The sequence below is a fragment of the Jeotgalibacillus sp. ET6 genome, assembly GCF_029667115.1.
Taxonomy (GTDB): Bacteria; Bacillota; Bacilli; order Bacillales; family Jeotgalibacillaceae; genus Jeotgalibacillus.
The window spans coordinates 40,673-61,730 of the sequence record NZ_JARUIU010000002.1 but is presented as its reverse complement, the minus strand read 5'-3'; the positions used below and the strand labels follow the sequence as shown (position 1 = coordinate 61,730).

The following is a 21,058-nucleotide window of genomic DNA, read 5'->3' as shown; positions in this document are numbered from 1 at the left end:
TTTCCTCATTGAAAGCATATTACCCATTATAACCAAAGTATCAGCTAAAATGCCATACCTACCCTTTTAAATTATCAATTAGTCGCTCGACGATTTTCGATATTTATCTTTTTTCATTTCTAAGTATGCCATGTAATAAAGTGCAAAAGATAAAATCAACAGAGGAATTGCGCCAAGCATCCGACTGTAAAGTGTAAAGGTGATGACGATCATGAGGATTAATGTTCCATAGTACATAAGTGTTTTCGCCATCAGGGCCACTTCCTTTTCGGCTGGGGTTAGATTCCCTTTATTATAACCGAAATAAAAACACCTGACGCAGGATTTCACCTTTCGTCAGGCAATTTACGAAGATTTTACATATTTCGACGGTATTGGCCGCCTACTTCATAAAGAGCATGCGTAATTTGGCCAAGGCTTGCTACTTTCACCGTCTCCATCAGTTCAGCAAAAAGATTTCCTCCGGCAACCGCGGTTTCTTTCAGTTTCTCCAATGCTTCTGCCGTTTCTTTATCATGGGCACCCTGAAACGTTCTTAAGTTCGTGATCTGGCTTTCTTTTTCTTCTTGGGTCGCACGGGCAAGCTCCATACTGTCCATTTCCTCTTCAGAAGGGGGAGTAGGGTTTAAGTACGTATTCACGCCTACAATCGGCAGCTCTCCTGTATGCTTTTTCATTTCGTAAAACATAGACTCTTCCTGGATCTTTCCGCGCTGATACTGTGTTTCCATGGCACCAAGCACTCCTCCACGGTCATTGATCCGTTCAAATTCCTGGAGCACCATTTCCTCAACTAAGTCCGTCAGTTCTTCCATAATAAACGATCCCTGAAGAGGATTTTCATTTTTGCTTAAGCCATGTTCTTTTGTAATAATCATTTGAATGGCCATTGCGCGCCGCACTGATTCTTCTGTCGGGGTTGTAATGGCTTCATCGTATGCATTTGTATGAAGGGAATTGCAATTATCCTGCAACGCCATTAACGCCTGCAGCGTAGTGCGGATATCATTAAAATCTATTTCCTGTGCATGCAGCGAGCGGCCGGATGTTTGAATATGATACTTGAGTTTCTGGCTGCGTTCGTTTGCTCCGTATTTGTCTCTCATGACAGTCGACCAGATTCGGCGGGCGACTCTTCCAATCACCGTATATTCCGGGTCAAGTCCATTAGAGAAAAAGAAGGAAAGGTTAGGGGCGAATGCATCAATGTCCATTCCACGGCTTAAGTAATATTCTACATATGTGAAGCCATTGGCAAGAGTGAAAGCCAGCTGTGAAACAGGATTCGCACCGGCTTCTGCGATATGATAGCCGGATATGGAGACTGAATAGTAGTTGCGTACTTTATAATCAATAAAATACTGCTGAATGTCTCCCATCATTCTTAGCGCGAATTCAGTTGAAAAGATACAGGTGTTCTGCCCCTGATCTTCTTTTAAAATATCCGCCTGAACTGTTCCCCGCACAACCTGAAGCGTTTCTTCCCGAACCGTGGTGAATTCCTCCATGGTTAACGTTCGATCCAATTCCTCTTCTTTTTTCCTGACCTGCTGATCAATCGCAGCATTCATAAACATAGCCAGGATGATCGGAGCCGGACCATTAATGGTCATGGACACGGATGTGCTTGGTGCACAGAGGTCAAAGCCCGCGTATAACTTTTTCATGTCGTCAAGTGTGCAAATACTGACGCCGGATTCCCCGACTTTCCCGTAAATATCAGGGCGGTGATCCGGATCTTCACCGTAAAGGGTAACAGAGTCAAATGCTGTACTCAGTCTTTTTGCGTCATCGTCTTTTGACAAATAATGAAAGCGGCGATTCGTTCGCTCAGGCGTTCCTTCCCCGGCAAACTGACGTTTCGGATCCTCCCCTTTTCGTTTAAATGGAAAGACGCCTGCTGTGTAAGGAAAAGAACCTGGTACGTTTTCTTTGTAGACCCATTTTAAAATTTCACCATAATCCTCGTATTTAGGAAGTGAAACTTTCGGAATTGATAGACCGGATAAGCTTTTTGTCGTCAGTTCCGTTATGATTTCCCTGCCGCGGATTGTGGTGGTGAATTGATCTTTTCCGTATAATTCTTTTTGTTCCTGCCAGCTTTCAAGTATTTTTTTAGAAGACTCGGAAAGCTGATCCCATGCAGTTTTTCTGAGTGATTCAAGCGGCTGAAGAGCTTCTTCTGCTCCGCCTCCTTCTTTTAGGGCAGCGATGGCGCCTTCAAGCTGGAAAAAACGGCGTGCGAGCTTTACCTGATTCTCAGCGGTTTGATGATAGCGCCGAACGGTTTCAGCAATTTCCCGCAAATAGTATCGACGGTCATTTGGAATGATGACATTTTGTTTTTCAACCTCAGCTTTGGTTGAAAAAGCAGTAGTCCAGCTGCTTGAAGTTTTTTCGCTTATAGTGTTCATAAGTGCAGCAAAGAGAGCGTTTGTTCCTGCATCGTTAAATTGGGAGGCGATCGTTCCATACACAGGCATGTCATCTAAGTCGCGATCGAACAGCATATGGCTTCTCTGGTATTGCTTTTGCACCTGACGTCTCGCGTCCTCAGATCCCTTGCGCTCAAATTTATTGATGACAATCAGGTCAGCATAGTCAATCATATCGATTTTCTCAAGCTGCGATGGCGCTCCGAATTCACTCGTCATCACATACATGGAGACATCTGCTATCTCTGCAATTTCCGCATCACCCTGTCCGATCCCGCTCGTTTCCACAATAATTAAATCAAATTTAGCTGCTTTTACCACGGATATAGCGTCACGTATTGCGAGTGAGAGCTCACTTTTTGATCCGCGCGTCGCAAGACTTCTCATAAAAACGCGGTCTGAGAAAATGGCATTCATGCGAATCCGGTCCCCAAGAAGCGCCCCGCCGGTTTTTTGCTTGGTCGGGTCAATGGATAAAATCGCTACTTTTTTGTCGGGAATCTCATTGATAAAACGGCGAATGAGTTCGTCCGTCAACGAGCTTTTCCCCGCTCCGCCAGTCCCCGTAATTCCGATTACAGGCGCTTGCTGTTCAATCGTTTTTACTTCATTTATAATCGATTGCCATTGTTCCTTCTGCTCTGTCTGCTGCATGCGGTATTCAGCAAGGGAAATAAATTTAGACACGATAGGAGGCTTCCCTGTTTTCAACCCCTCCAGCTGATCTGTCATGTCTGCACTGACAGTAGAAAAATCACATTCCTCAAGCATTTGATTAATCATGCCCTGTAACCCGTGCTGTCTGCCGTCCTCCGGGGAAAAAATACGGGCAATGCCGTAATCATGAAGTTCTTTTATTTCACGCGGGATAATGACTCCGCCGCCACCGCCATAAAGCCGGATATGAGGCGCTCCACGCTCTTTAAGCAGGTCGAACATATATTTAAAATACTCCACATGTCCTCCCTGATAGGAAGAAATCGCAATCCCCTGCACGTCTTCCTGAATCGCTGCATTTACCACTTCCTCCACCGACCGGTTGTGGCCAAGATGAATGACTTCTGCTCCGCTTGACTGTAAAATTCTGCGCATAATATTAATCGACGCGTCATGACCATCAAATAAGCTTGAAGCGGTTACAAAACGGACCGGATGAACCGGTTTATAAATAACAGGTTCTATCATCGCCATGCTTACTCCCCCTTTTTTACTCCTGCCTGGTAGCCGGTGATGCCCGACAGCAGAAGCTCTGTTTGACGCTGGATATATTCATCAATCGTGTAGGCATGATGCAGCGCCCATCTTCGAAAGCCCCACATCTGCCCCTGAACAAAGATGTTTTGAGCCAGAAGATGCACTTGCTTTTCTTCCATTTCAAGCTCACCCTGCTCAACACATTTTTGTATTAACGTTTCAAACATTTTGACCATTTCAAGCTCTTTTTTCAGTACGTAAGGCAGTGCATCTTTAGAAAGCGATTTTGCTTCCTGATACATCACAAGTACTTCATCCTGCATTTCATCCACGACTTTAAAATAGTGCGCGATGCCGAGTGATAAATTGGAAATGGTCCCTGCATTCAGGTCCATCCCATGAAGCTGCGCCCGGACCTCATCATAGATCCGGTCACAAACCAGGTACAGCACATCTTCTTTAGCCCGAATGTATTCATACAGCGTTCCGATGCTGAAGCCGGATTCACGGGCGATTTCCCTTGTCGTCGTCCGATGAAATCCTTTTTGCTTAAAAAGCGCCACCGCTCCTTTGATCATCTGATCGCGGCGCATTTCCACGAGCCGTTCATCTTTAACCGACGACTGTACTTCACGCCGTTTCTCCAAGCGCACCCCCGCCTTTCCAGCTGAATTGATTTTCTTCCCTCTATTGACTTTTAGGGCAATCCCTTACTTCGTCACAGTCCGTCCGATTACAAGACGCTGGATCTCTTGTGTACCCTCATAGATTTGTGTAATTTTCGCATCACGCATAAAGCGTTCAACCGGATAATCCTTCGTATAGCCATAGCCGCCGAATACTTGAACAGCTTCTACTGTTACTTTCATAGCGGTGTCTCCTGCGAACAGCTTTGACATGGCGGATTCTTTTCCGTAAGGCAGTCCTTCTGACTCAAGCCAGGCTGCCTGATAGGTTAACAGGCGGGAGGCTTCAATTCCTGTTGCCATATCAGCGATCTTAAAGGAAATACCCTGGTTTGCAAGAATCGATTTTCCGAATTGCTCACGGCCTTTTGCGTAGTCGATGGCTGCATCCATTGCCCCCTGTGCAATTCCTACAGCCTGTGCTGCGATTCCATTCCGTCCGCCGTCAAGTGTCATCATCGCGATTTTGAAGCCTTCTCCCTCTTTTCCAAGAAGGTTTGCAGCGGGAACTTTTACATTGTCAAAAATCAGCTCGGTGGTCGGAGAAGAGCGAATGCCCAGCTTTTTCTCTTTTTTACCGACTGAAAAACCCTCATAGCTTGCTTCCACAATAAATGCGCTCATGCCTCGGGTTCCCTGAGAGGCGTCTGTAACAGCAAAAATAATATATAGATCGGCCACTCCGCCGTTCGTAATCCAAACCTTAGAACCATTTAATACATAATGATCCCCGTCTTTCACCGCTTTTGTTTTCATCGATGAAACGTCCGACCCCGCTCCCGGCTCAGATAATCCGTACGCGCCAAGCATTTCACCCTGAGCTAATGCAGAAAGGTAATGCTTTTTTTGTTCCTCTGTTCCAAATTTAAAGATCGGCCAGCTGGCAAGAGAAAGATGCGCAGACAGCGTCACACCTGTTGATGCACACACACGCGAAAGCTCTTCAACTGCAATGACATACGCTAAATAGTCACTGCCGATTCCGCCGTATTCTTCCGGCCATGGAATGCCTGTCAGGCCAAGCTCCGCCATCTTATCGAAGATGCCGCGGTCAAAGCGCTCTTCTTCATCCCGCTCGGCAGCTGTTGGCGCCACTTCTTTTTCAGCAAAATCACGGACCATTTTCCGGATCATTTTGTGTTCTTCTGATAATGTAAAGTTCATGGTTTTTCCTCCTAGCAATCTCGTAAATTATTTTGTGACATGTTTGCTGATGACGATGCGCTGAATTTCACTTGTTCCTTCATAAATTTCACTGATTTTCGCATCTCTGAAATAGCGCTCAACAGGATAATCTTCTGTGTAGCCATTTCCTCCGAATACCTGAACCGCTTCGATCGCATTGTTCATGGCGGTGGTCGATGCAAACAGCTTGGCAATGGATGCCTCTTTTCCGCACGGCTTATCCTGTGCTCTAAGTGAAGCCGCCTGATAAACTAACAGCCTTGCTGCTTCTGAGGCTGTCGCCATATCCGCAAGCTTAAATCCGATGCCCTGCTGCTGTGCGATTGGCTTGCCGAATTGCACACGTTCTTTTGCATAAGCACACGCCGCTTCATAGGCAGCTTCTGCAATGCCCAGCGATTTGGCTGCAATGCCGATTCTTCCTGTATCTAGGTTTCCAAGAGCAATCTTAAAGCCTTCTCCCTCTTTGCCCAGCAAATTCTCAACCGGCACCTTCATATCTTCAAAGGTTAGCTGAACAGTACGTGAGCCATGCAGCCCCATTTTTTCTTCGTCTTTTCCGACAATAAAGCCAGGCGTCTCTTTTTCTACGATAAAAGCAGAAATTCCTTTTGTTCCTGCAGCAGGATCCGTAATCGCAAAGACAATATACGTATCTGCTTCCCCGCCATTTGTTATGAAAATCTTTGATCCGTTCACTACATAGTGATCTTCTTTTTTCACCGCTTTGGTCTTCAAGCTGGCTGCATCAGAGCCTGCACCGGGTTCTGTTAAACAAAAGGCTCCCAGATGCTCTCCTGACGCAAGCTTTGGCACATACTTTTGCTTCTGTTCTTCATTGCCGTAATACAGAATCGGATTTGTGCCTACAGATGTGTGGACAGAAAGGATCACCCCTACCACCGCACTTACTTTAGATAGTTCATGGACGGCAATAATATAAGAAATAAAATCCATTTGGGATCCGCCATATTTTTCCGGAACGGAGATGCCCATTAAGCCCAGCTGCCCCATTTTCTTTACGATATCACGGGGAAATTCCCCTTTTTCCATTCGTTCTATAAAGGGCGTGATTTCTTCTCGAGCAAAGTCGCGGACCATTTTTCTCATCATTTTTTGTTCTTCCGTAAATCGCAGTTCCATCCCCGGTCCCCCCTGATGTTAGTCGTACACATAAAAGCCGCGGCCTGTTTTCTTGCCCAGCCAGCCGGCTTTTACATATTTTCTAAGTAATGGACAGGGACGGTATTTGCTGTCGCCAAATCCTTCGTGCAGGATTTCCATAATGTATAAGCATGTATCAAGACCGATGAAATCTGCTAATTGCAGCGGACCCATAGGATGATTCATCCCCATTTTCATGACGTCATCTATCGCTTCTTTTGTCGCAACACCTTCAAAGAGGGTATAGATCGCTTCATTGATCATGGGCATCAAAATGCGGTTCGACACAAATCCAGGGAAATCATTGACTTCAACGGGTGCTTTATTTAATGTTCTCGTCATTTCTTCAACCGCAAGATAGACTTCATCTGTAGTGGCGAGGCCCCGGATAATTTCTACGAGTTTCATAACCGGCACCGGGTTCATAAAATGCATGCCAATAACCTTTTCAGGACGCTTCGTTGCGGCAGCTATCTCTGTAATCGGGAGAGATGACGTATTTGTCGCAAGGATTGCGTGAGCCGGTGCAGCCTGATCGAGCTTCTTAAAGATCTCTGTTTTTACTGTCATATTTTCCACAGCCGCTTCAATAATGATATCCGCATGGGAAGCATCCTGAATATCAGTGGATCGGCTGATTCTTGCCAGACAGTCATTTTTTTCTTCCTCTGTCATGCGGCCCTTTTCTACGGAGCGGGAAAGATTCTTTTCGATTCCAGCAATGCCGCGCTCTAAAAAATCGTCTTTAATGTCATTTAACGTTACTTCATATCCCGCCTGGGCACAGACCTGGGCAATCCCTCCGCCCATCTGCCCTGCACCAATAACCATTACTTTTTTGATGGTCATCCAATCTCTCCCTTCACTTCAATCAGAACAGCATCTCCCTGGCCGCCTCCGCTGCAAATTGAAGCAATGCCGAGTCCGCCGCCTCTTCTTTTCAGTTCATATGCAAGTGTCAGGATCACGCGGGCACCGCTTGCTCCAATCGGATGGCCAAGTGCGACTGCTCCCCCGTTTACATTTACTTTTTCAGGATCGAGATTAGCGATTTTCGCGCTGGCTAATGCGACAGCTGAAAAAGCTTCATTAATTTCAATCAGCTTCACTTCGTCCAGGCTGCGTCCTGTTTTTTCAAGCAGTTTATTAATGACAAGACCCGGTGTTTGAGGAAAATCCTTCGCTTCAACTGCAACCTCTGCATGACCTAAAATCGTCGCAAGAATCGATTTGTTTTCTTTCTTTGCACGCTCTTCACTCATTAAAACCATTGCACAAGCACCATCGTTAATTCCCGGCGCATTGCCTGCTGTGATGGAACCGTCTTTATCAAATGCCGGACGGAGACCTGAGAGTTTTTCCAGGGAAGTATCGAGCCTTGGCGACTCATCGTTTGCGATGGTTACAGGTTCTTTTTTGCGCTGCGGCACTTCAAGCGCTACAATTTCTTCAGCAAAAATCCCTTTCTCAATTGCTTTACCAGCCCGCTGGTGGCTTCGCAGCGCCCATTCGTCCTGCTGCTCTCTCGTCAGATCAAATTCAGCAGCTGTTGAATTTCCGTAGTTCCCCATATGAACATGATTAAATGAACAGGTTAATCCGTCGTGCACCATCATGTCTTTTACCGCCGCATCTCCCATTCTGAATCCGCTTCTTGCTTTATCCATAAAGTAGGGAGCATTCGTCATCGATTCCATTCCGCCTGCCACGATTAACGATTCGTCCCCTAGACGAATCAGCTGGTCGCCTAATGTGACGCTCCGCATGCCAGAAGCACATACTTTGTTAATGGTTTCGGTTTTCACTTCCCACGGTATACCTGCTTTTTGAGCTGCCTGTCTGGAAGGAATCTGCCCCTGCCCTCCCTGAAGAACAGTGCCCATAATCACTTCATCGACTTCTGAAGGCTCCACTTTTGCACGCTCCAAAGCTTCTTTAATGGCAAAGCCCCCTAAATCTGATGCAGAAAATGAAGCCAGACCACCGCCAAACTTTCCAAAAGGAGTTCGTGCCCCATCAAGAATTACCGTTTTCCCCATTGTTCGTTTCCTCCCTGTTTATAAATTAGATTGACTGAGCGTTCGCTCATAACCCGTTCAAAAGAAAAAGGGACACCCTGCGTCCCTCAGTTATAAGAAATGTTTTGCTTATGTTTTAATTGTAAGCGATTACATCATTTAAAAACAAGCAGGTTAAGCGAATTTCCGCTTAACCTCTATGATTAGGCAATGTCTTCTACCCCTGTGCCTATAATGCTTCTTTCAAGGAGTTCCGCAACGTCGTACGTGCCGACCTCTTCTTCTACTTCTTTTGCTTTTGTTCCATCCGACAGCATCGTCAGACAGTATGGACAGCCTGAGGAAATGACTGACGGCTCCACTTCAAGCGCCTGTTCAGTACGGGCGACATTTACACGGTGCCCTTTATCTTCCTCCATCCACATTAATCCTCCACCGGCACCACAGCACATGCCGTTTTCCCGGTTTCGTTTCATTTCGATCAGTGTGACTCCCGGGATGGCTTTTAAAATCTCCCGCGGCGGATCGTACACTTCATTGTATCTTCCAAGATAACAGGAATCATGGAACGTTATTTTTTCATTTACTGCATGAACCGGCTTCAGTCGGCCGTCTTTCACAAGCTGAGCGAGAATCTCAGTGTGATGGTAGACTTCTGCTTTTAAGCCAAAGTCCGGATACTCATTTTTAAATACATTGTACGCATGCGGGTCAATGGTAATGATCTTTGTAATTTCATTTTTTTCAAACTCGGCAATATTCGCAGTCGCAAGTTCCTGAAATAAAAACTCATTTCCAAGTCTTCTTGGCGTATCTCCGGAGTTCTTTTCCTTGTTTCCAAGAATCGCAAATTTTACGCCTGCCTCGTTTAGCAGCTTTGCAAACGAAAGTGCGATTTTCTGGCTGCGGTTGTCAAATGAGCCCATTGATCCGACCCAGAACAAGTACTCAAAGTCTTCGTCGGCTTTTTTCATTTCTTTAATCGTCGGAACGATCACGTCTTCACGGGCTTCGCGCCAGTTTTCACGCTCTTTCCGGTTCAGTCCCCATGGATTGCCCTGACGCTCAATGTTTTGTATGGCTCTTTGTGCATCCGGGTCCATTTTTCCTTCTGTTAACACAAGGTAGCGGCGCAGGTCGATAATCTTATCAACATGCTCATTCATCACCGGGCACTGGTCCTCGCAATTGCGGCAGGTCGTACATGCCCAGATTTCTTCCTCCGTAATCACGTCGCCGATCAGGCTTGGGTGATACATATCAAAGGCTGCTTCCTGACCCCCGCTCTCAGCGGCAGCTGCCACCTGATTGCCTTTTGTATTGGCAAAAGCAGGCACCGGCACCCATGGAGATTGAGAAGTAATCGCTGCACCTGTAAAAGTAAGATTGTCGCGAATTTTTGTGATCAAATCCATCGGCGACAGCATTTTGCCTGTTCCGGTGGCAGGACACATATTTGTACAGCGTCCGCATTCCACACACGCATACATATCAATCAGCTGAAGCTGCGTAAAGTCCTGAACCTTCCCAACTCCGTATGTTTCCTGCGTTTCATCTTCAAAATCAATTTTGTTCAGTTTGCCCGGATTGTCAATGCGGTTAAAATACACATTAGCGGGACCGGCAATTAAGTGAGCATGCTTAGATTGTGGAACATACACTAAAAACCCAAGCAGGAATAAAAGATGCGCCCACCATGCAACATAAAACAGCACAACAGCAAAGCCTTCACCAAGCCAGCCTGTAGCACCTGCGATGAGGGAAGCAACCGGCTCCGTCCACGTCAGATCATGATTCAGCCAAACCAGTCCTGCACCATTTCCAATTAAAACAGACAGCATTAATCCGCCAATAAAAATCAGCACAAGGCCTGATTTAAATCCCCTTTTCAGACGGACAAGCTTCTCCATATATCTCCGGTAAAACGCCCAGCCTACTGCCACCAGAATCATGAGAGTGACGAGTTCCTGGAAAAACGTAAAGCCAGGATAAAAAATACCGAGCGGCAGATGCGCTCCCGGAACAAGACCTTTATAAATAAAATCTATCGCACCAACCTGCACCAGCAAAAATCCATAAAAGAACATGACATGTATGATGCCGCTCTTTTTGTCTTTGAGCAGCTTTTTCTGGCCAAATACCTGCACAATAAACTTTTTCATTCGCACTTTGACATTATTATCAAACTCAGTTTTCTTCCCGAGCTTAATGAATTCATACCGTGTTTTCACTAAATAGCCAAACAAATAAATTGCGTAAGCGGTTACAAGAATAAACGCAATCCAATTGATAATAAGCAATATATTCCCCATAATTGATGCACTCCTCCCCTTTGCTGCTAAATTAAAAAGATTCTGTCTATATCTATTATATAATGAATGAGCATTCAGTCAATGCTTTTTCGATGATTTTCTTCTAGCCTCTTCTTCATTTCATCTCGCTCACAGACGTGTTTCAGACTTCTTTTCCCTTTGTTCCGGCTTATATGGGCTGGATTCTTTTGTAATCTTCTGCTTAAGAGCTATTTTTTAAAAGAATGGGCATGCTAAAAAAGAGGAACAGGAGGTAGTCCAATGAGGGTGTTAAAAGTATTTGCTATTATTTTTATAATAATTGGCTGGCTGAGGCTGGATTGGCTTATAGGGATGCATTCCCTCAAGCGTAAGCGCAGATCCTCTGTCTATCCTTGGAGAAAAGGTGAAATAAATTTTTTTGATGACGGAGTTGCATGGATGAAGTCGCTTGAGCTTGACATCATGGAAGCCAAGCGTTCAATTTGTCTTTTATTTTATATTATAGAGCCTGATGAGGTGGGAAGGCGGCTTTTTTCTCTTTTAGAAGGTCGTGTAAAAGATGGGGTTGAGGTTCGAATTTTATGTGATGCGCTCGGCAGTAAAAACATGAAAAAGTGGATAAAGCCTTTGAAGGAAGCAGGTATCCATATAGCCTTTAGCCGCCCTCTTATTTTTAAGGGTTCCTTTTTTTCTTTGCAGCGAAGAAACCACAGAAAAATTGTCATAATTGATGGCGAGCTCGCGCATGTTGGAGGCTTTAATATAGGGAGGGAGTATGTGAATCTGGATCCTGTTCTTTCTCCCTGGCGTGATTATCATCTCCGCATAACAGGCTCAGGTGTAGAAGATTTGCTTTCTGAGTTTCAGATTGATTGGCAAAGGGAGTTTAAAAAAACGCAGCATCATGTTGAGGCAGTTTCCCATAAGGCTAAAAGCTCTTCTTCTTACCAGATCGTTCCGTCAGAGCCTGTAAATATGGAAGCCTTTATGCTCGACCTTTTTGATCTGGCAGAAAAATCAATTTTCATTGGCACGCCTTACTTTATTCCAACTGAAAAGCTGTTTTCCTGCTTAAAAAACAAGCTGGCTGACAATATTGCTGTCACCATTCTTGTGCCTGGTACACCGGACCATGCACTCGTTCAGCCTGCATCCTTTCATTTCCTGAGAGAATTAATTAATCTTGGTGCGCATGTTTATCAATTTGAGCATGGCTTTTACCATGCAAAAGTGCTGCTGATTGATGAGAAACTCTGTGATGTGGGAACGACCAATTTTGATCGCAGAAGTATTTTAATTAACGATGAATTAAATGTGCTGACAACAGACAAAAAAATACTTCTTCAGGTTCAGCAGAGTATTCAAAAAGATCTGCAGCATTCGGTGCGCGTTTCAAAGGATATGCTAAAGCCACAGGGGATTGGGGGCACTGCAATGGAACTCGTTGCACGCTCTTTCTCCCATCTGCTGTAGCCTTCCCGCTTTTTTAGAAGGTGACCGGTTTTGCCTGTTGCACTTTGAAAAAGAAAAAGCTTATTATTTTCGTTTTCCTGCGATAAAGCATGTTGCCGGCCCGGCTGATTTATCCGGATCGGGCTTGAAGGGCAGGTCAGTTTTCTGCCACCCGTATTGATTGTGCATGCTTTCCCATTCAACCGCAATTCCCTTTGACCCCACCGGCCATAGAACAGCTGTTTTGGGGTCTTTTGCTATTTCTGCGGCCCTTGACAGCGAAGCAATCTTTTCAGGAAACATCAAAACCTCTTTGCCAACAAGCGGCTCTCCTTCTAATGTCCACTCCAGATCTTGAGATGGCTCGAAATAGCGAAACCGCTCACCGATAACGGTAATAGAAACCGCTGACTGCAGCATATTGAAATTTGATTCTGTGCTGCCGGACACTTCAACACCGCTCAGTCCTATTTCCTGAAGTCCATTGGATATGCCTTTATAAAGATACTCCCACGCTTCATTGCCGCAGAAATTATGTAAAAGAACGATTTTAGGCAGTGCACCGGCAGAAAGAGCATCCAGGACGGCTGTGCGAAACGAAAAGTACGCGACGGTCTCGTAAGGAGCCTGGACTTCGTCCAGCTCCTTTTCGCCGATGCCGCCGCTGTTGTCTGTGGTGACCACCCAGTCATTTTTTCCTGCGTTCCATTGCGCTGCATTCCTTCCCGTCATAGACGGTTTCATTGCTCTTCTTTAGGAGCGCGTTTACCGGTGCGAAAAACCTTTGCACTCCGGATATATTCCACATCTGCTACACCGTCTCTGGCATTAACTGCACGAGCACAGGCAAAAAAGTAGTCAGAAAGACGGTTCAAGTACTGCTGCGGTCCGGCTGGAAGCTCTGGATCGACTTTTGCAAGGCCTACTGTAAGTCTTTCTGCTCTTCTCGTAATCGTGCGCGCAATATGCAAAGAGGCAGAAGCGGCTGTTCCTCCTGGAAGCACAAATCGCTCAAGCTCAGGAGATTCGTCCATTAACTGGTCAATGCGAAGCTCGAGCTGATCAATTGCTTTGGCATCCAGCTTCCATTCCTTTTTCGAAGAAACATTCGCCAGGTCTCCCCCCGCATCAAATAGTTCATGCTGAATCGCTTCGAGGTCTTCCACAATATCCTTGAACTTTGTTTTGTCGAGTTCTGCTACTGCTTTCCCTACAAAGCTGTTGACCTCGTCAATCGTGCCATAGGCTTCAACACGGATATCATCCTTGTCTACTCTTCCGCCAATCAGACTTGTCTGGCCTTTGTCTCCTGTGCGTGTGTAAATTTTCATCATTCTTCCTCCTCCTGTTTTAGCTCTTCTCCAATACCATACCAGACTCGTGTCACACGGGAGGATATTTGTGCGCTGTGTTGAAAGCACCAGCCTGAAAGATCCCGCGCCCTTCTCATGGTCTGATCCAATGGCACGATTCCTTTTGACTGATCGGTTCCCACAAGCATGACACTTCTCGTTTGCTTCTTCTTTTCCCACAGATCCAATTGATCAATCCAGTTCTTAAAAGCTTCCACAATCTCATCATCCTGTAATGGTCCATGGCATTGATGCAGCACCCAGTTTTCCATCGAGTACCACACTAAAACGTCCTGCTGCAGTCCCTCTAATGACTTCTCAGGTGACCAATCTATCACTTTTTCAACGGACTTTTTTGTCCTGTTTAGCTCATCTTTTACCCACTGCTTTTTTCCGTGATAGGCACCGCCGATAATGAAGTGCATCTCTCACCCCTCCTAAAGGCTTCGCGATCAGCCCAGTAGAGTGTCAGTCCCTGCCCATGCAGCGGCTTCCAATCCCAGAAGGATTTTTTCTCAGGAGCAAGCACCGTGAGCAGCTGCCGAATCGGGCCGCCGTGTGAGACAATCGCTATTTTTTCAATGCCGTCCTGATAACTCCATTCACGGATCATTTCCCATGCAGCTTCTATACGTTCGGAAAATTCAGCAAATGATTCTCCGTTTTCCGGCCGCATTTCCTGGGGATTTTCCAGCCACATTGAAAAATCCTCTCTTTTAGATAATTCATCTGCTTTTTTGCCTTCCCAGCTGCCAAAATTAATTTCTCGCAGTCCTTTATGGTAAATCTTTTTATCATCAGGAAACAGAAAGTCTGCAGATTGAATACAGCGTTTCAGGTCGCTTGAGATGATCCGGTCAGCTTCGGGACGGAACCTCTTTGTACGCTTGAGAAGATCGACCCCTTCTTCAGCTACTTCAACATCTGTCCAGCCAATATAAACTTTTTCAAGATTTTCTTTTGTTACCCCGTGACGATAGAGAGATAGCTCCACACCAGCAGTATACTCCATAATTCTCCTCCTTCTAATCCGGCACCAAGCAGGTCACCGTTAATTCCGCCAAATTGTTTAACTGCAAAATGCCAAAGGATCACCGAAAAGACCAGAAAACCGGCCATCAAAAGGATTAACAGCTTCCCGTCCATCATGCCAAATGCCAGCGCAGGGAGTAGTAAGGCTACAGCCCCCGTGATAAGCGGAATCTTCATGTGTTTGGGGTAAAGTGACTGCCTCAGATAATAAGCGATCCCCTCTTCTTTGGCGAGTGGAGCGGCAGTTAAAAGCACCGCCATCATCACTCTTGATAAGATAGGGATCCAAATCAGCCAGATCATAGATTCTTCAAACTGACTAAAGAGATCTACAAACAGCACACCTTTCGCCGCAAGCAACACCACTAAAGACAGCACACCAAACGCCCCAACATGCGGATCCTTTAAAATTTCTACTCGTTTTTCAGGGCTGCTGTAGGAAAAATAAGCATCGCTTGCGTCTGTCCAGCCATCCAGATGCAGCCCGCCCGACCAGCTAATAAATAGCACCCAGACAAGAAGTGCTTTCATAAGCGGACTCATAGAAAATATAGATTCAGCAGCTTCGGCCGTTCCAGCTATCGTCCACCCAATCACAAGTCCGACAGTCGGCAGCATGCCAATCATCCACGGAACCGTTCGGCGACTGAGTTCTATTTCTTTGGTAATGGGCACAACAGTGAAAAACTGAAAGGCCAGCATCAATCCTTTAAAAGCATTCTTCATAATGGCAGCCCCATAATTTCTCTGATTTTCTCCCAATCAAGATGCGGCTTCAGCTTTTCCACCAGATCATCATACACATCTTCTTTGGGATCCTCTCCCATAGAACTGTTTAACCCTTTTGATACTCTGATTTCATTTAATAAATAGTTTCTTGCTTCTTTTTCGCGAAAAATATCGTGAAGATAGGTGCCGATGACTCTGTGCTCCGGTGCCCAGATTCCATCTTTTTCTCCATTTTCAAAGACGATCAGTGCTCGAGAAGAAAAGGAAGGATCCATTAATGTTTTGCCTAAATGAATTTCATAGCCGCTCACCCTTACAACCGGCTGCTTTTCTAAAGGAAGGATCACGCCTATTCGGCGAATGACGGTCTTATTTTGTTCAAAAATCGTTTTGGTTGGAATCAGGTTAAAGGCGTTTTCCCGTGAATGAGCGATTCCTGAGTCCACGCCATGCGGATCGATCAGTTCTTTGCCCATCAGCTGAAAGCCCCCGCATATCCCCATTATCCAGACGCCATCTTTATGAAGCTGCTTCAACGCTTTCTGCCAGCCGTTTTGTTTCAGCTGCTTCAAAGAGTGAATCACACTTTTTGTCCCGGGTATAATCAGAAGATCGGGCTGTGCGGTCAACTCCTCAGGACGCCTTACCCATTGAAGTGAAACATCCTCTTCGTCCACCAGCACTTCTATATCCGTGAAGTTTGAAATGTAAGGAAGGTTAATCACTGCAATTTTAAGCGCTTTGGACGGATCACCCCGCCCTGCTTTCAGTGCTTTGACGCCAAGAGAATCCTCCTGTTCAATGCCGTGATGAGAAAGCTTTGGCAGCACCCCCACCACCGGCAGACCGGTATGCTCTTCAATCCACTTTACCCCATCATCAAATAACGCTTTATCACCGCGGAACTTATTAATGATGATTCCTTTCACTCTGCTTCGGTCTTTTTCAGGAAGCAAGGAAAGTGTGCCTGAAATACTGGCGAAAACCCCTCCTCTTTCAATATCTGACACGAGCAGAACCGGCACATCCGCCATTTCAGCAACCGTCATATTAACCAGCTCCCGGTCGAGCAGATTCATTTCAACCGGACTTCCGGCCCCTTCTATTACGATGGCTTCAAAGGATTCTTCAAGAGTGTTTAAAGAGGTTTCAATTGCTTTCTTTGCTGTTTTGTAAAAATCGCTGCGATAAGCCATGCCGCTGAATGAATCAACTCGCTTCCCAAATAAGACCACTTCTGCGTCACGGTCATTTTGCGGTTTCAGCAAAATTGGATTCATCCAAACGGAAGCCTCCACTCTCGCTGCTTCAGCTTGAACACCTTGTGCCCTGCCTATTTCAAGTCCGTCCGCTGTGACATAGGAGTTATTCGACATGTTTTGCGACTTAAACGGAACGGTTTTTATCCCGTCTTGAACAAGCAGCCGGCAAAACAAAGCAGCGATCAGGCTTTTCCCGACATCTGATGACGTACCCTGAAGCATGATTCCTTTCAATCCTTCCACTCTCCCTTCCGGATCAGCGGAAGTCCCGCTTCCATTTCAATGGCAATATCTGAAATGCTGACTGCCGCCTGATGAAGCTCTCCTATTTTCTTCTGGTAAACAGCTGTGAGACCTTCAGTAAAAACAGGTTCCATCAATACTTCATTCGAGACGATAAACAGAGTGTCCACCTTCTGTTTTACACAAGCAGCCCATTCTGTCCATTCATCCATTACGGAAAACAGCCGGCTCTTGTTCTCATGCCTGATTAATTCGTTCGTCAGCCAGGTTGTGAGGCAGTCCCAGACCACTACATCATTGGTGTGAATGGCATCGATCGCCTCTGTCAGGTTAACCGGCTGCTCGATCGTGATCCAGTGATCCTTTGAACGGTCGCGCTGATGCCGCTCGATCCGGTTCTTCATTTCGGCATCAACTCCAACACCGGATGCAAGATAAACGAGCCTTCGGTTTTTTTCCCTTGCCCTGCGAATCGCTGCCTTCTCTGCCCAGGTTGTTTTGCCGCTTCTGACGCCGCCGATTACCGTGATGATTCTTCCAGCTTCCATTTTTTCACCGCCTGCATTAACTGATCATTTTCCTTTTGTGATTTAATTCCTGCTCTGAGCCAGCGTCCATCCAACCCGATGTAATTTTCGGTGTGGCGAAGCACAATCCCTTTACCTAAGAGCCACTTAAATAATTGGGCTGTTTTTCCAGGGTCAGGCGGCTGCAATAAATAATAGTTGGCTTTACTTTCAGAGGTGCGGAACCCTGCATTTTTTAAAAAATTAAAGATCCGCTGACGCTCTGCTTTTATGTAAGATCGGGTCTTTTGCTGAAAGGCAGAATCCTGTAAAACCGCTTGTCCTGCCAGCTGTGCCAGCGCATTCACATTCCAGTGCGGCAAAAGCGCAGAAATTTCATTAAGCACGTCTTTATTGCCTAGCAAATACCCCAGCCGAAGTCCCGCCAGACTGAACATTTTTGTCATGGATCTGAAAATCAGCAGATTCGGGCTGCCGGTCCAATCACTCATAGAGTGTTCTTCCCCCAGCATATCAATAAACGCTTCGTCCAGCAGGATCATCCCATTCGAATGTTCTGCCAGCTTCAGCCATTTTTCCAGAAGTTCAACTTGATAGACCATGCCCGTTGGATTGACCGGATTGCAGATAAAAAGAGAATGACCTTTGGATAAAAATGCTTCAATTTGGAATGAATCAACCTGCCAATTGGAGCGCTCATCTGTATAAAATCGTTGCAGCTTCGCGCCGTTTGCCAGAATGACTCGTTCATATTCGCTGAATGCGGGATGGATGACACCGATCGTTTTGTGCTGCCAAAGCTTCGCAGCGACCATCATTAATTCTGCTGCCCCGTTTCCAATCAGCACCTGGTTTTCCTGTACGTGATGAAACGATGCGATGACCTGTTTCAACGTCTTTCCTTCTGGGTCCGGATAAGAGGAGATCGCCTGAAACCACTCAGCCCAACGATCTTTGATGATTGAGGGCGGTCCCAGCGGATTGGAGTTCTCACTTAAATCAATAATCGATGATGGCATGGATACATTCATTTTCTCATAAAGCGTCTGAGGATTAGCCCCATGGGACGGCAATGACATATACGATTCCCCCTAACCAGCAAATGAGTAAAAACAAGATAATCGTCCGATTCATGATAAGAAGCGATTGATGAATATGATAAACGGTTAATTTGTCTGTTCCAAAGCCGATAAGCGGCCTATTGGAGGGAATTCCCTGATAGGAATTCATGCCTCCGAGCTTTATATTCAGCAGCAGCGCAACCGCTGCTTCACCCCAGCCGCTGTTTGGACTTGGGTGCTTTTTTGCTTCTTTAGGCAGCCTTTTGAATAAGGCTTTAAGAGAGTACACTGAATTTTTCATGGTTAAAAGCATCACCCAGCCCGTTATTCTCGCGGGCACCCAATTTACTGCATCGTCCATCTTTGCCCAGGCCCAGCCATAGTCGTGAAATCGCTCAATTCGATACCCCACGATTGAATCACCTGTGTTAATCGCTTTGTAAAGCCAAATGCCAGGCGCCCCTCCAAGAAAAGCCCAGAAAAGCGGAGCAGTGATTCCGTCGCTGGTATTTTCGGCCACCGTTTCCACCGTTCCTCTAACAATCTCCCTTTCCTTGAGCTCGTCTGTATCTCTTCCGACGATCCAGGAAAGCTTTTTTCTCGCCTCTTGCAGGTTCCCTTGTTCTAATGGCTCTGCCACTTCAAGCGCTGCTTCCTTTAAGCTTTTGGCTGCAAGTGCAGAGGTGATCAGAACCACTTCACTAAAAAAGCCTGCCGCCCAGTGGATCCGGTACGCAGTCCAGGTTAATCCTCCTGTGAAAAATAAAACCAGAAGGAGAGCGAAAGCAAGATGAATCACGCCTTTTGTTTTTCTGTACTTCCCCTTATTCCATTTTCGTTCTATGAATAAAATAAATGACCCGATCCATCTGACAGGATGCGGCCAGGAAGGCGGATCTCCAATTATCCGATCTGCCGCAAGTGCAAGGGTCATGGCAGCTAAATGCGCGAGGATCATTTACTGCCGTTCTTTCGTTTTCTGTAGACTTCAATAGCTTCAACGGTGCACTCAACGATTCCTCTTCCGATCATCTTGCCGAGGGCTGTAACAGGTCCTGCGTACTGAACATATGCCCCTTTTTGAGTGGCGGCTACCAATAGACTGTCGGTTGAGGTGCCTGTCGCTAAAGTTTGTGTTACAGGATCTTTGACGTTCAGCTGCTGCAGCGCTTTTACTTTGGCTTCTGTAGCCGTCATCATCGCCTGAATAAATGCCTCGTCTGACAGCTTTCCATTGACAAAAATCCAGCTGTTTATCGTGCCGACTGTCTGTTTTTCATCCCGCTGGTGGGCCAGCGCTACATCCACTGCATTTCCCACTCCTGCTGTAACGGCCACAACGATCGAGAGTTCTTCCTGTTTAAACTCTTTGATTACAACATCTTCGACCATAACGGCGGTCATCATTCCAACTGTGCTTGCAGCATTCCAACCATTTTCATCCGCATATCGGCACATATCCTCATAGCTGTCTGCACACTCATAATCCATCGGCACATGCCGGTTAACAAAATGACGGTGCCAGCCAAGTCCTGCTCCAATGACAGCAGAAGAAAGTGTTTTTAAGGACTGAGGGGCAGTTAAAAGTACGTGCTGGCTGCTCACCTGAAAAAGGTCTTCTTGGATCATTGAACTGCTTTCCTGTCCATGCTCCGGCAAAAGCGTAATCTGAGGCTTTGGCAGCTCGGGATGAACCTGTGTCTCTACCCGCGCCTGATACACCTTTTCAACAATGTCTTTTTTCAGGACGTCGCCTGGTGAAGAAAGGCGGACGGTTTCCCCGTAATGCAGCAGCAGCAGACGGTCGCAATATAAGGACGCAATATTTAAATCGTGAAAAATCGAGACGACTGTCAATTCATGCGTGGCGGTCCATTCCTTTAGTAAATCAAGCAGCTGTTTCTGATAGGAAAGATCAAGATGGTTGGTCGGTTCATCGAGCAGGAGCAGCTTCGGTTCCTGCGCCAATGCCTGCGCTAAAAACACACGCTGACGCTCCCCGCCTGAGAGGTCCTGAATCGACTGGTGCTCAAATTCGCTCACACCAGTCTGCTTCATGGCATCCCCTACCGCCGCTTCGTCTTTTTTAGTCCACGGCGCGAACATTCCTTTTTGGTGCGGATATCTGCCCATCGACACCGTCTCTCTTACAGTGTAATCAAATGCATGACTGTGAAGCTGCGGCAGGACAGCAATTTCTTTTGCCAGCTGCTTAGACGAGTAGGCACTCAGCTCTTTTCCCCTGAACGTAATGGCGCCTTCCTTTAACGGCAGGATTCCGCTGATCATTTTCATCAGCGTTGTTTTCCCGCTTCCATTCGGACCCAATATCCCGAGAATCTCCTGCTGTTCTACTTCAAAAGACACCTTTTTCACTACTGTCCGTTCACCGTATCCACCGCTTGCATCTCGTACATTCAGCAT

General features: G+C 46.2%; 19 protein-coding genes. 1 reads left to right on the top strand and 18 read right to left on the bottom strand.

What is annotated here, in order from left to right:
* Positions 1–78 precede the first annotated feature (78 nt).
* The 8 genes from P6709_RS05285 to P6709_RS05250 all read right to left on the bottom strand — a co-directional run bounded on the left by P6709_RS05285 (position 79) and on the right by P6709_RS05250 (position 10,994).
* Positions 79–252 carry a hypothetical protein gene (locus P6709_RS05285; protein WP_278239858.1) on the bottom strand — a complete coding sequence of 58 codons (174 nt, stop codon included), beginning with the start codon at positions 250–252 and terminating at the stop codon, positions 79–81.
* A 104-nt stretch (positions 253–356) separates the two neighbouring features.
* The gene (icmF, locus tag P6709_RS05280) at positions 357–3,620 is read right to left on the bottom strand and encodes a fused isobutyryl-CoA mutase/GTPase IcmF (protein ID WP_278240514.1); all 3,264 of its coding nucleotides are present in this window, start codon (positions 3,618–3,620) and stop codon (positions 357–359) included.
* An 8-nt stretch (positions 3,621–3,628) separates the two neighbouring features.
* Complete coding sequence (locus P6709_RS05275; protein ID WP_278239857.1) at positions 3,629–4,276, bottom strand: TetR/AcrR family transcriptional regulator; 648 nt, start codon at positions 4,274–4,276, stop codon at positions 3,629–3,631.
* Positions 4,277–4,339: 63 nt separating this feature from the next.
* Entirely contained in the window at positions 4,340–5,479 is a 1,140-nt protein-coding gene (locus P6709_RS05270) for an acyl-CoA dehydrogenase (protein ID WP_278239856.1), read from the bottom strand.
* Positions 5,480–5,506: 27 nt separating this feature from the next.
* On the bottom strand, positions 5,507–6,643 hold the full coding sequence (locus P6709_RS05265) for an acyl-CoA dehydrogenase (RefSeq protein WP_278239855.1): 1,137 nt from the start codon (positions 6,641–6,643) through the stop codon (positions 5,507–5,509).
* A gap of 18 nt (positions 6,644–6,661) precedes the next feature.
* On the bottom strand, positions 6,662–7,513 hold the full coding sequence (locus tag P6709_RS05260) for a 3-hydroxybutyryl-CoA dehydrogenase (protein ID WP_278239854.1): 852 nt from the start codon (positions 7,511–7,513) through the stop codon (positions 6,662–6,664).
* Positions 7,510–8,703 (bottom strand): acetyl-CoA C-acetyltransferase, encoded by a 1,194-nt coding sequence (locus P6709_RS05255; RefSeq protein ID WP_278239853.1) that lies wholly within the window; start codon positions 8,701–8,703, stop codon positions 7,510–7,512. Before P6709_RS05255 ends, P6709_RS05260 begins: the two co-directional genes overlap by 4 nt.
* Before the next feature lie 182 nt (positions 8,704–8,885).
* Positions 8,886–10,994 (bottom strand): (Fe-S)-binding protein, encoded by a 2,109-nt coding sequence (locus P6709_RS05250; RefSeq protein WP_278239852.1) that lies wholly within the window; start codon positions 10,992–10,994, stop codon positions 8,886–8,888.
* A gap of 261 nt (positions 10,995–11,255) precedes the next feature.
* Between P6709_RS05250 and P6709_RS05245 the strand changes: the two genes are divergently transcribed.
* The gene (locus P6709_RS05245; RefSeq protein ID WP_278239851.1) at positions 11,256–12,449 is read left to right on the top strand and encodes a phospholipase D-like domain-containing protein; all 1,194 of its coding nucleotides are present in this window, start codon (positions 11,256–11,258) and stop codon (positions 12,447–12,449) included.
* A gap of 63 nt (positions 12,450–12,512) precedes the next feature.
* Here P6709_RS05245 and P6709_RS05240 read toward each other — a convergent pair whose 3' ends face one another.
* Genes P6709_RS05240 through P6709_RS05195 form a run of 10 tightly spaced genes read right to left on the bottom strand, consistent with a single transcriptional unit; the run spans position 12,513 to position 21,058 of the window.
* Positions 12,513–13,172 (bottom strand): ATP-binding protein, encoded by a 660-nt coding sequence (locus P6709_RS05240; protein ID WP_278239850.1) that lies wholly within the window; start codon positions 13,170–13,172, stop codon positions 12,513–12,515.
* The gene (locus P6709_RS05235; protein WP_278240513.1) at positions 13,169–13,759 is read right to left on the bottom strand and encodes a cob(I)yrinic acid a,c-diamide adenosyltransferase; all 591 of its coding nucleotides are present in this window, start codon (positions 13,757–13,759) and stop codon (positions 13,169–13,171) included. Before P6709_RS05235 ends, P6709_RS05240 begins: the two co-directional genes overlap by 4 nt.
* Complete coding sequence (locus tag P6709_RS05230; RefSeq protein WP_278239849.1) at positions 13,759–14,205, bottom strand: bifunctional adenosylcobinamide kinase/adenosylcobinamide-phosphate guanylyltransferase; 447 nt, start codon at positions 14,203–14,205, stop codon at positions 13,759–13,761. The genes P6709_RS05235 and P6709_RS05230 overlap by 1 nt, the downstream gene beginning before the upstream one ends.
* Entirely contained in the window at positions 14,157–14,792 is a 636-nt protein-coding gene (locus tag P6709_RS05225) for a histidine phosphatase family protein (RefSeq protein ID WP_278239848.1), read from the bottom strand. The genes P6709_RS05230 and P6709_RS05225 overlap by 49 nt, the downstream gene beginning before the upstream one ends.
* Positions 14,744–15,538, bottom strand: a complete 795-nt coding sequence (locus tag P6709_RS05220; RefSeq protein ID WP_278239847.1) for an adenosylcobinamide-GDP ribazoletransferase — start codon at positions 15,536–15,538, stop codon at positions 14,744–14,746. The genes P6709_RS05225 and P6709_RS05220 overlap by 49 nt, the downstream gene beginning before the upstream one ends.
* Positions 15,535–17,037 carry a cobyric acid synthase gene (locus P6709_RS05215; RefSeq protein ID WP_278239846.1) on the bottom strand — a complete coding sequence of 501 codons (1,503 nt, stop codon included), beginning with the start codon at positions 17,035–17,037 and terminating at the stop codon, positions 15,535–15,537. The genes P6709_RS05220 and P6709_RS05215 overlap by 4 nt, the downstream gene beginning before the upstream one ends.
* Complete coding sequence (locus P6709_RS05210) at positions 17,034–17,594, bottom strand: bifunctional adenosylcobinamide kinase/adenosylcobinamide-phosphate guanylyltransferase (RefSeq protein ID WP_278239845.1); 561 nt, start codon at positions 17,592–17,594, stop codon at positions 17,034–17,036. Before P6709_RS05210 ends, P6709_RS05215 begins: the two co-directional genes overlap by 4 nt.
* Entirely contained in the window at positions 17,567–18,652 is a 1,086-nt protein-coding gene (gene cobD / locus P6709_RS05205; RefSeq protein WP_278239844.1) for a threonine-phosphate decarboxylase CobD, read from the bottom strand. Before cobD ends, P6709_RS05210 begins: the two co-directional genes overlap by 28 nt.
* Positions 18,627–19,592, bottom strand: coding sequence for an adenosylcobinamide-phosphate synthase CbiB (cbiB, locus tag P6709_RS05200; RefSeq protein ID WP_278239843.1), 966 nt, complete (start codon positions 19,590–19,592; stop codon positions 18,627–18,629). Before cbiB ends, cobD begins: the two co-directional genes overlap by 26 nt.
* Positions 19,589–21,058 carry an adenosylcobinamide amidohydrolase gene (locus P6709_RS05195; protein WP_278239842.1) on the bottom strand — a complete coding sequence of 490 codons (1,470 nt, stop codon included), beginning with the start codon at positions 21,056–21,058 and terminating at the stop codon, positions 19,589–19,591. Before P6709_RS05195 ends, cbiB begins: the two co-directional genes overlap by 4 nt.

Coding starts and splice junctions, on each gene's coding strand:
- P6709_RS05285 (WP_278239858.1), bottom strand. CDS start 252: ATGGCGAAAACACTTATGTACTATGGAACATTAATCCTCATGATCGTC.
- icmF (WP_278240514.1), bottom strand. CDS start 3,620: ATGATAGAACCTGTTATTTATAAACCGGTTCATCCGGTCCGTTTTGTA.
- P6709_RS05270 (WP_278239856.1), bottom strand. CDS start 5,479: ATGAACTTTACATTATCAGAAGAACACAAAATGATCCGGAAAATGGTC.
- P6709_RS05265 (WP_278239855.1), bottom strand. CDS start 6,643: ATGGAACTGCGATTTACGGAAGAACAAAAAATGATGAGAAAAATGGTC.
- P6709_RS05260 (WP_278239854.1), bottom strand. CDS start 7,513: ATGACCATCAAAAAAGTAATGGTTATTGGTGCAGGGCAGATGGGCGGA.
- P6709_RS05255 (WP_278239853.1), bottom strand. CDS start 8,703: ATGGGGAAAACGGTAATTCTTGATGGGGCACGAACTCCTTTTGGAAAG.
- P6709_RS05250 (WP_278239852.1), bottom strand. CDS start 10,994: ATGGGGAATATATTGCTTATTATCAATTGGATTGCGTTTATTCTTGTA.
- P6709_RS05245 (WP_278239851.1), top strand. CDS start 11,256: ATGAGGGTGTTAAAAGTATTTGCTATTATTTTTATAATAATTGGCTGG.
- P6709_RS05240 (WP_278239850.1), bottom strand. CDS start 13,172: ATGAAACCGTCTATGACGGGAAGGAATGCAGCGCAATGGAACGCAGGA.
- P6709_RS05235 (WP_278240513.1), bottom strand. CDS start 13,759: ATGAAAATTTACACACGCACAGGAGACAAAGGCCAGACAAGTCTGATT.
- P6709_RS05230 (WP_278239849.1), bottom strand. CDS start 14,205: ATGCACTTCATTATCGGCGGTGCCTATCACGGAAAAAAGCAGTGGGTA.
- P6709_RS05225 (WP_278239848.1), bottom strand. CDS start 14,792: ATGGAGTATACTGCTGGTGTGGAGCTATCTCTCTATCGTCACGGGGTA.
- P6709_RS05220 (WP_278239847.1), bottom strand. CDS start 15,538: ATGAAGAATGCTTTTAAAGGATTGATGCTGGCCTTTCAGTTTTTCACT.
- P6709_RS05210 (WP_278239845.1), bottom strand. CDS start 17,594: ATGGAAGCTGGAAGAATCATCACGGTAATCGGCGGCGTCAGAAGCGGC.
- cobD (WP_278239844.1), bottom strand. CDS start 18,652: ATGTCATTGCCGTCCCATGGGGCTAATCCTCAGACGCTTTATGAGAAA.
- cbiB (WP_278239843.1), bottom strand. CDS start 19,592: ATGATCCTCGCGCATTTAGCTGCCATGACCCTTGCACTTGCGGCAGAT.
- P6709_RS05195 (WP_278239842.1), bottom strand. CDS start 21,058: ATGCTGAATGTACGAGATGCAAGCGGTGGATACGGTGAACGGACAGTA.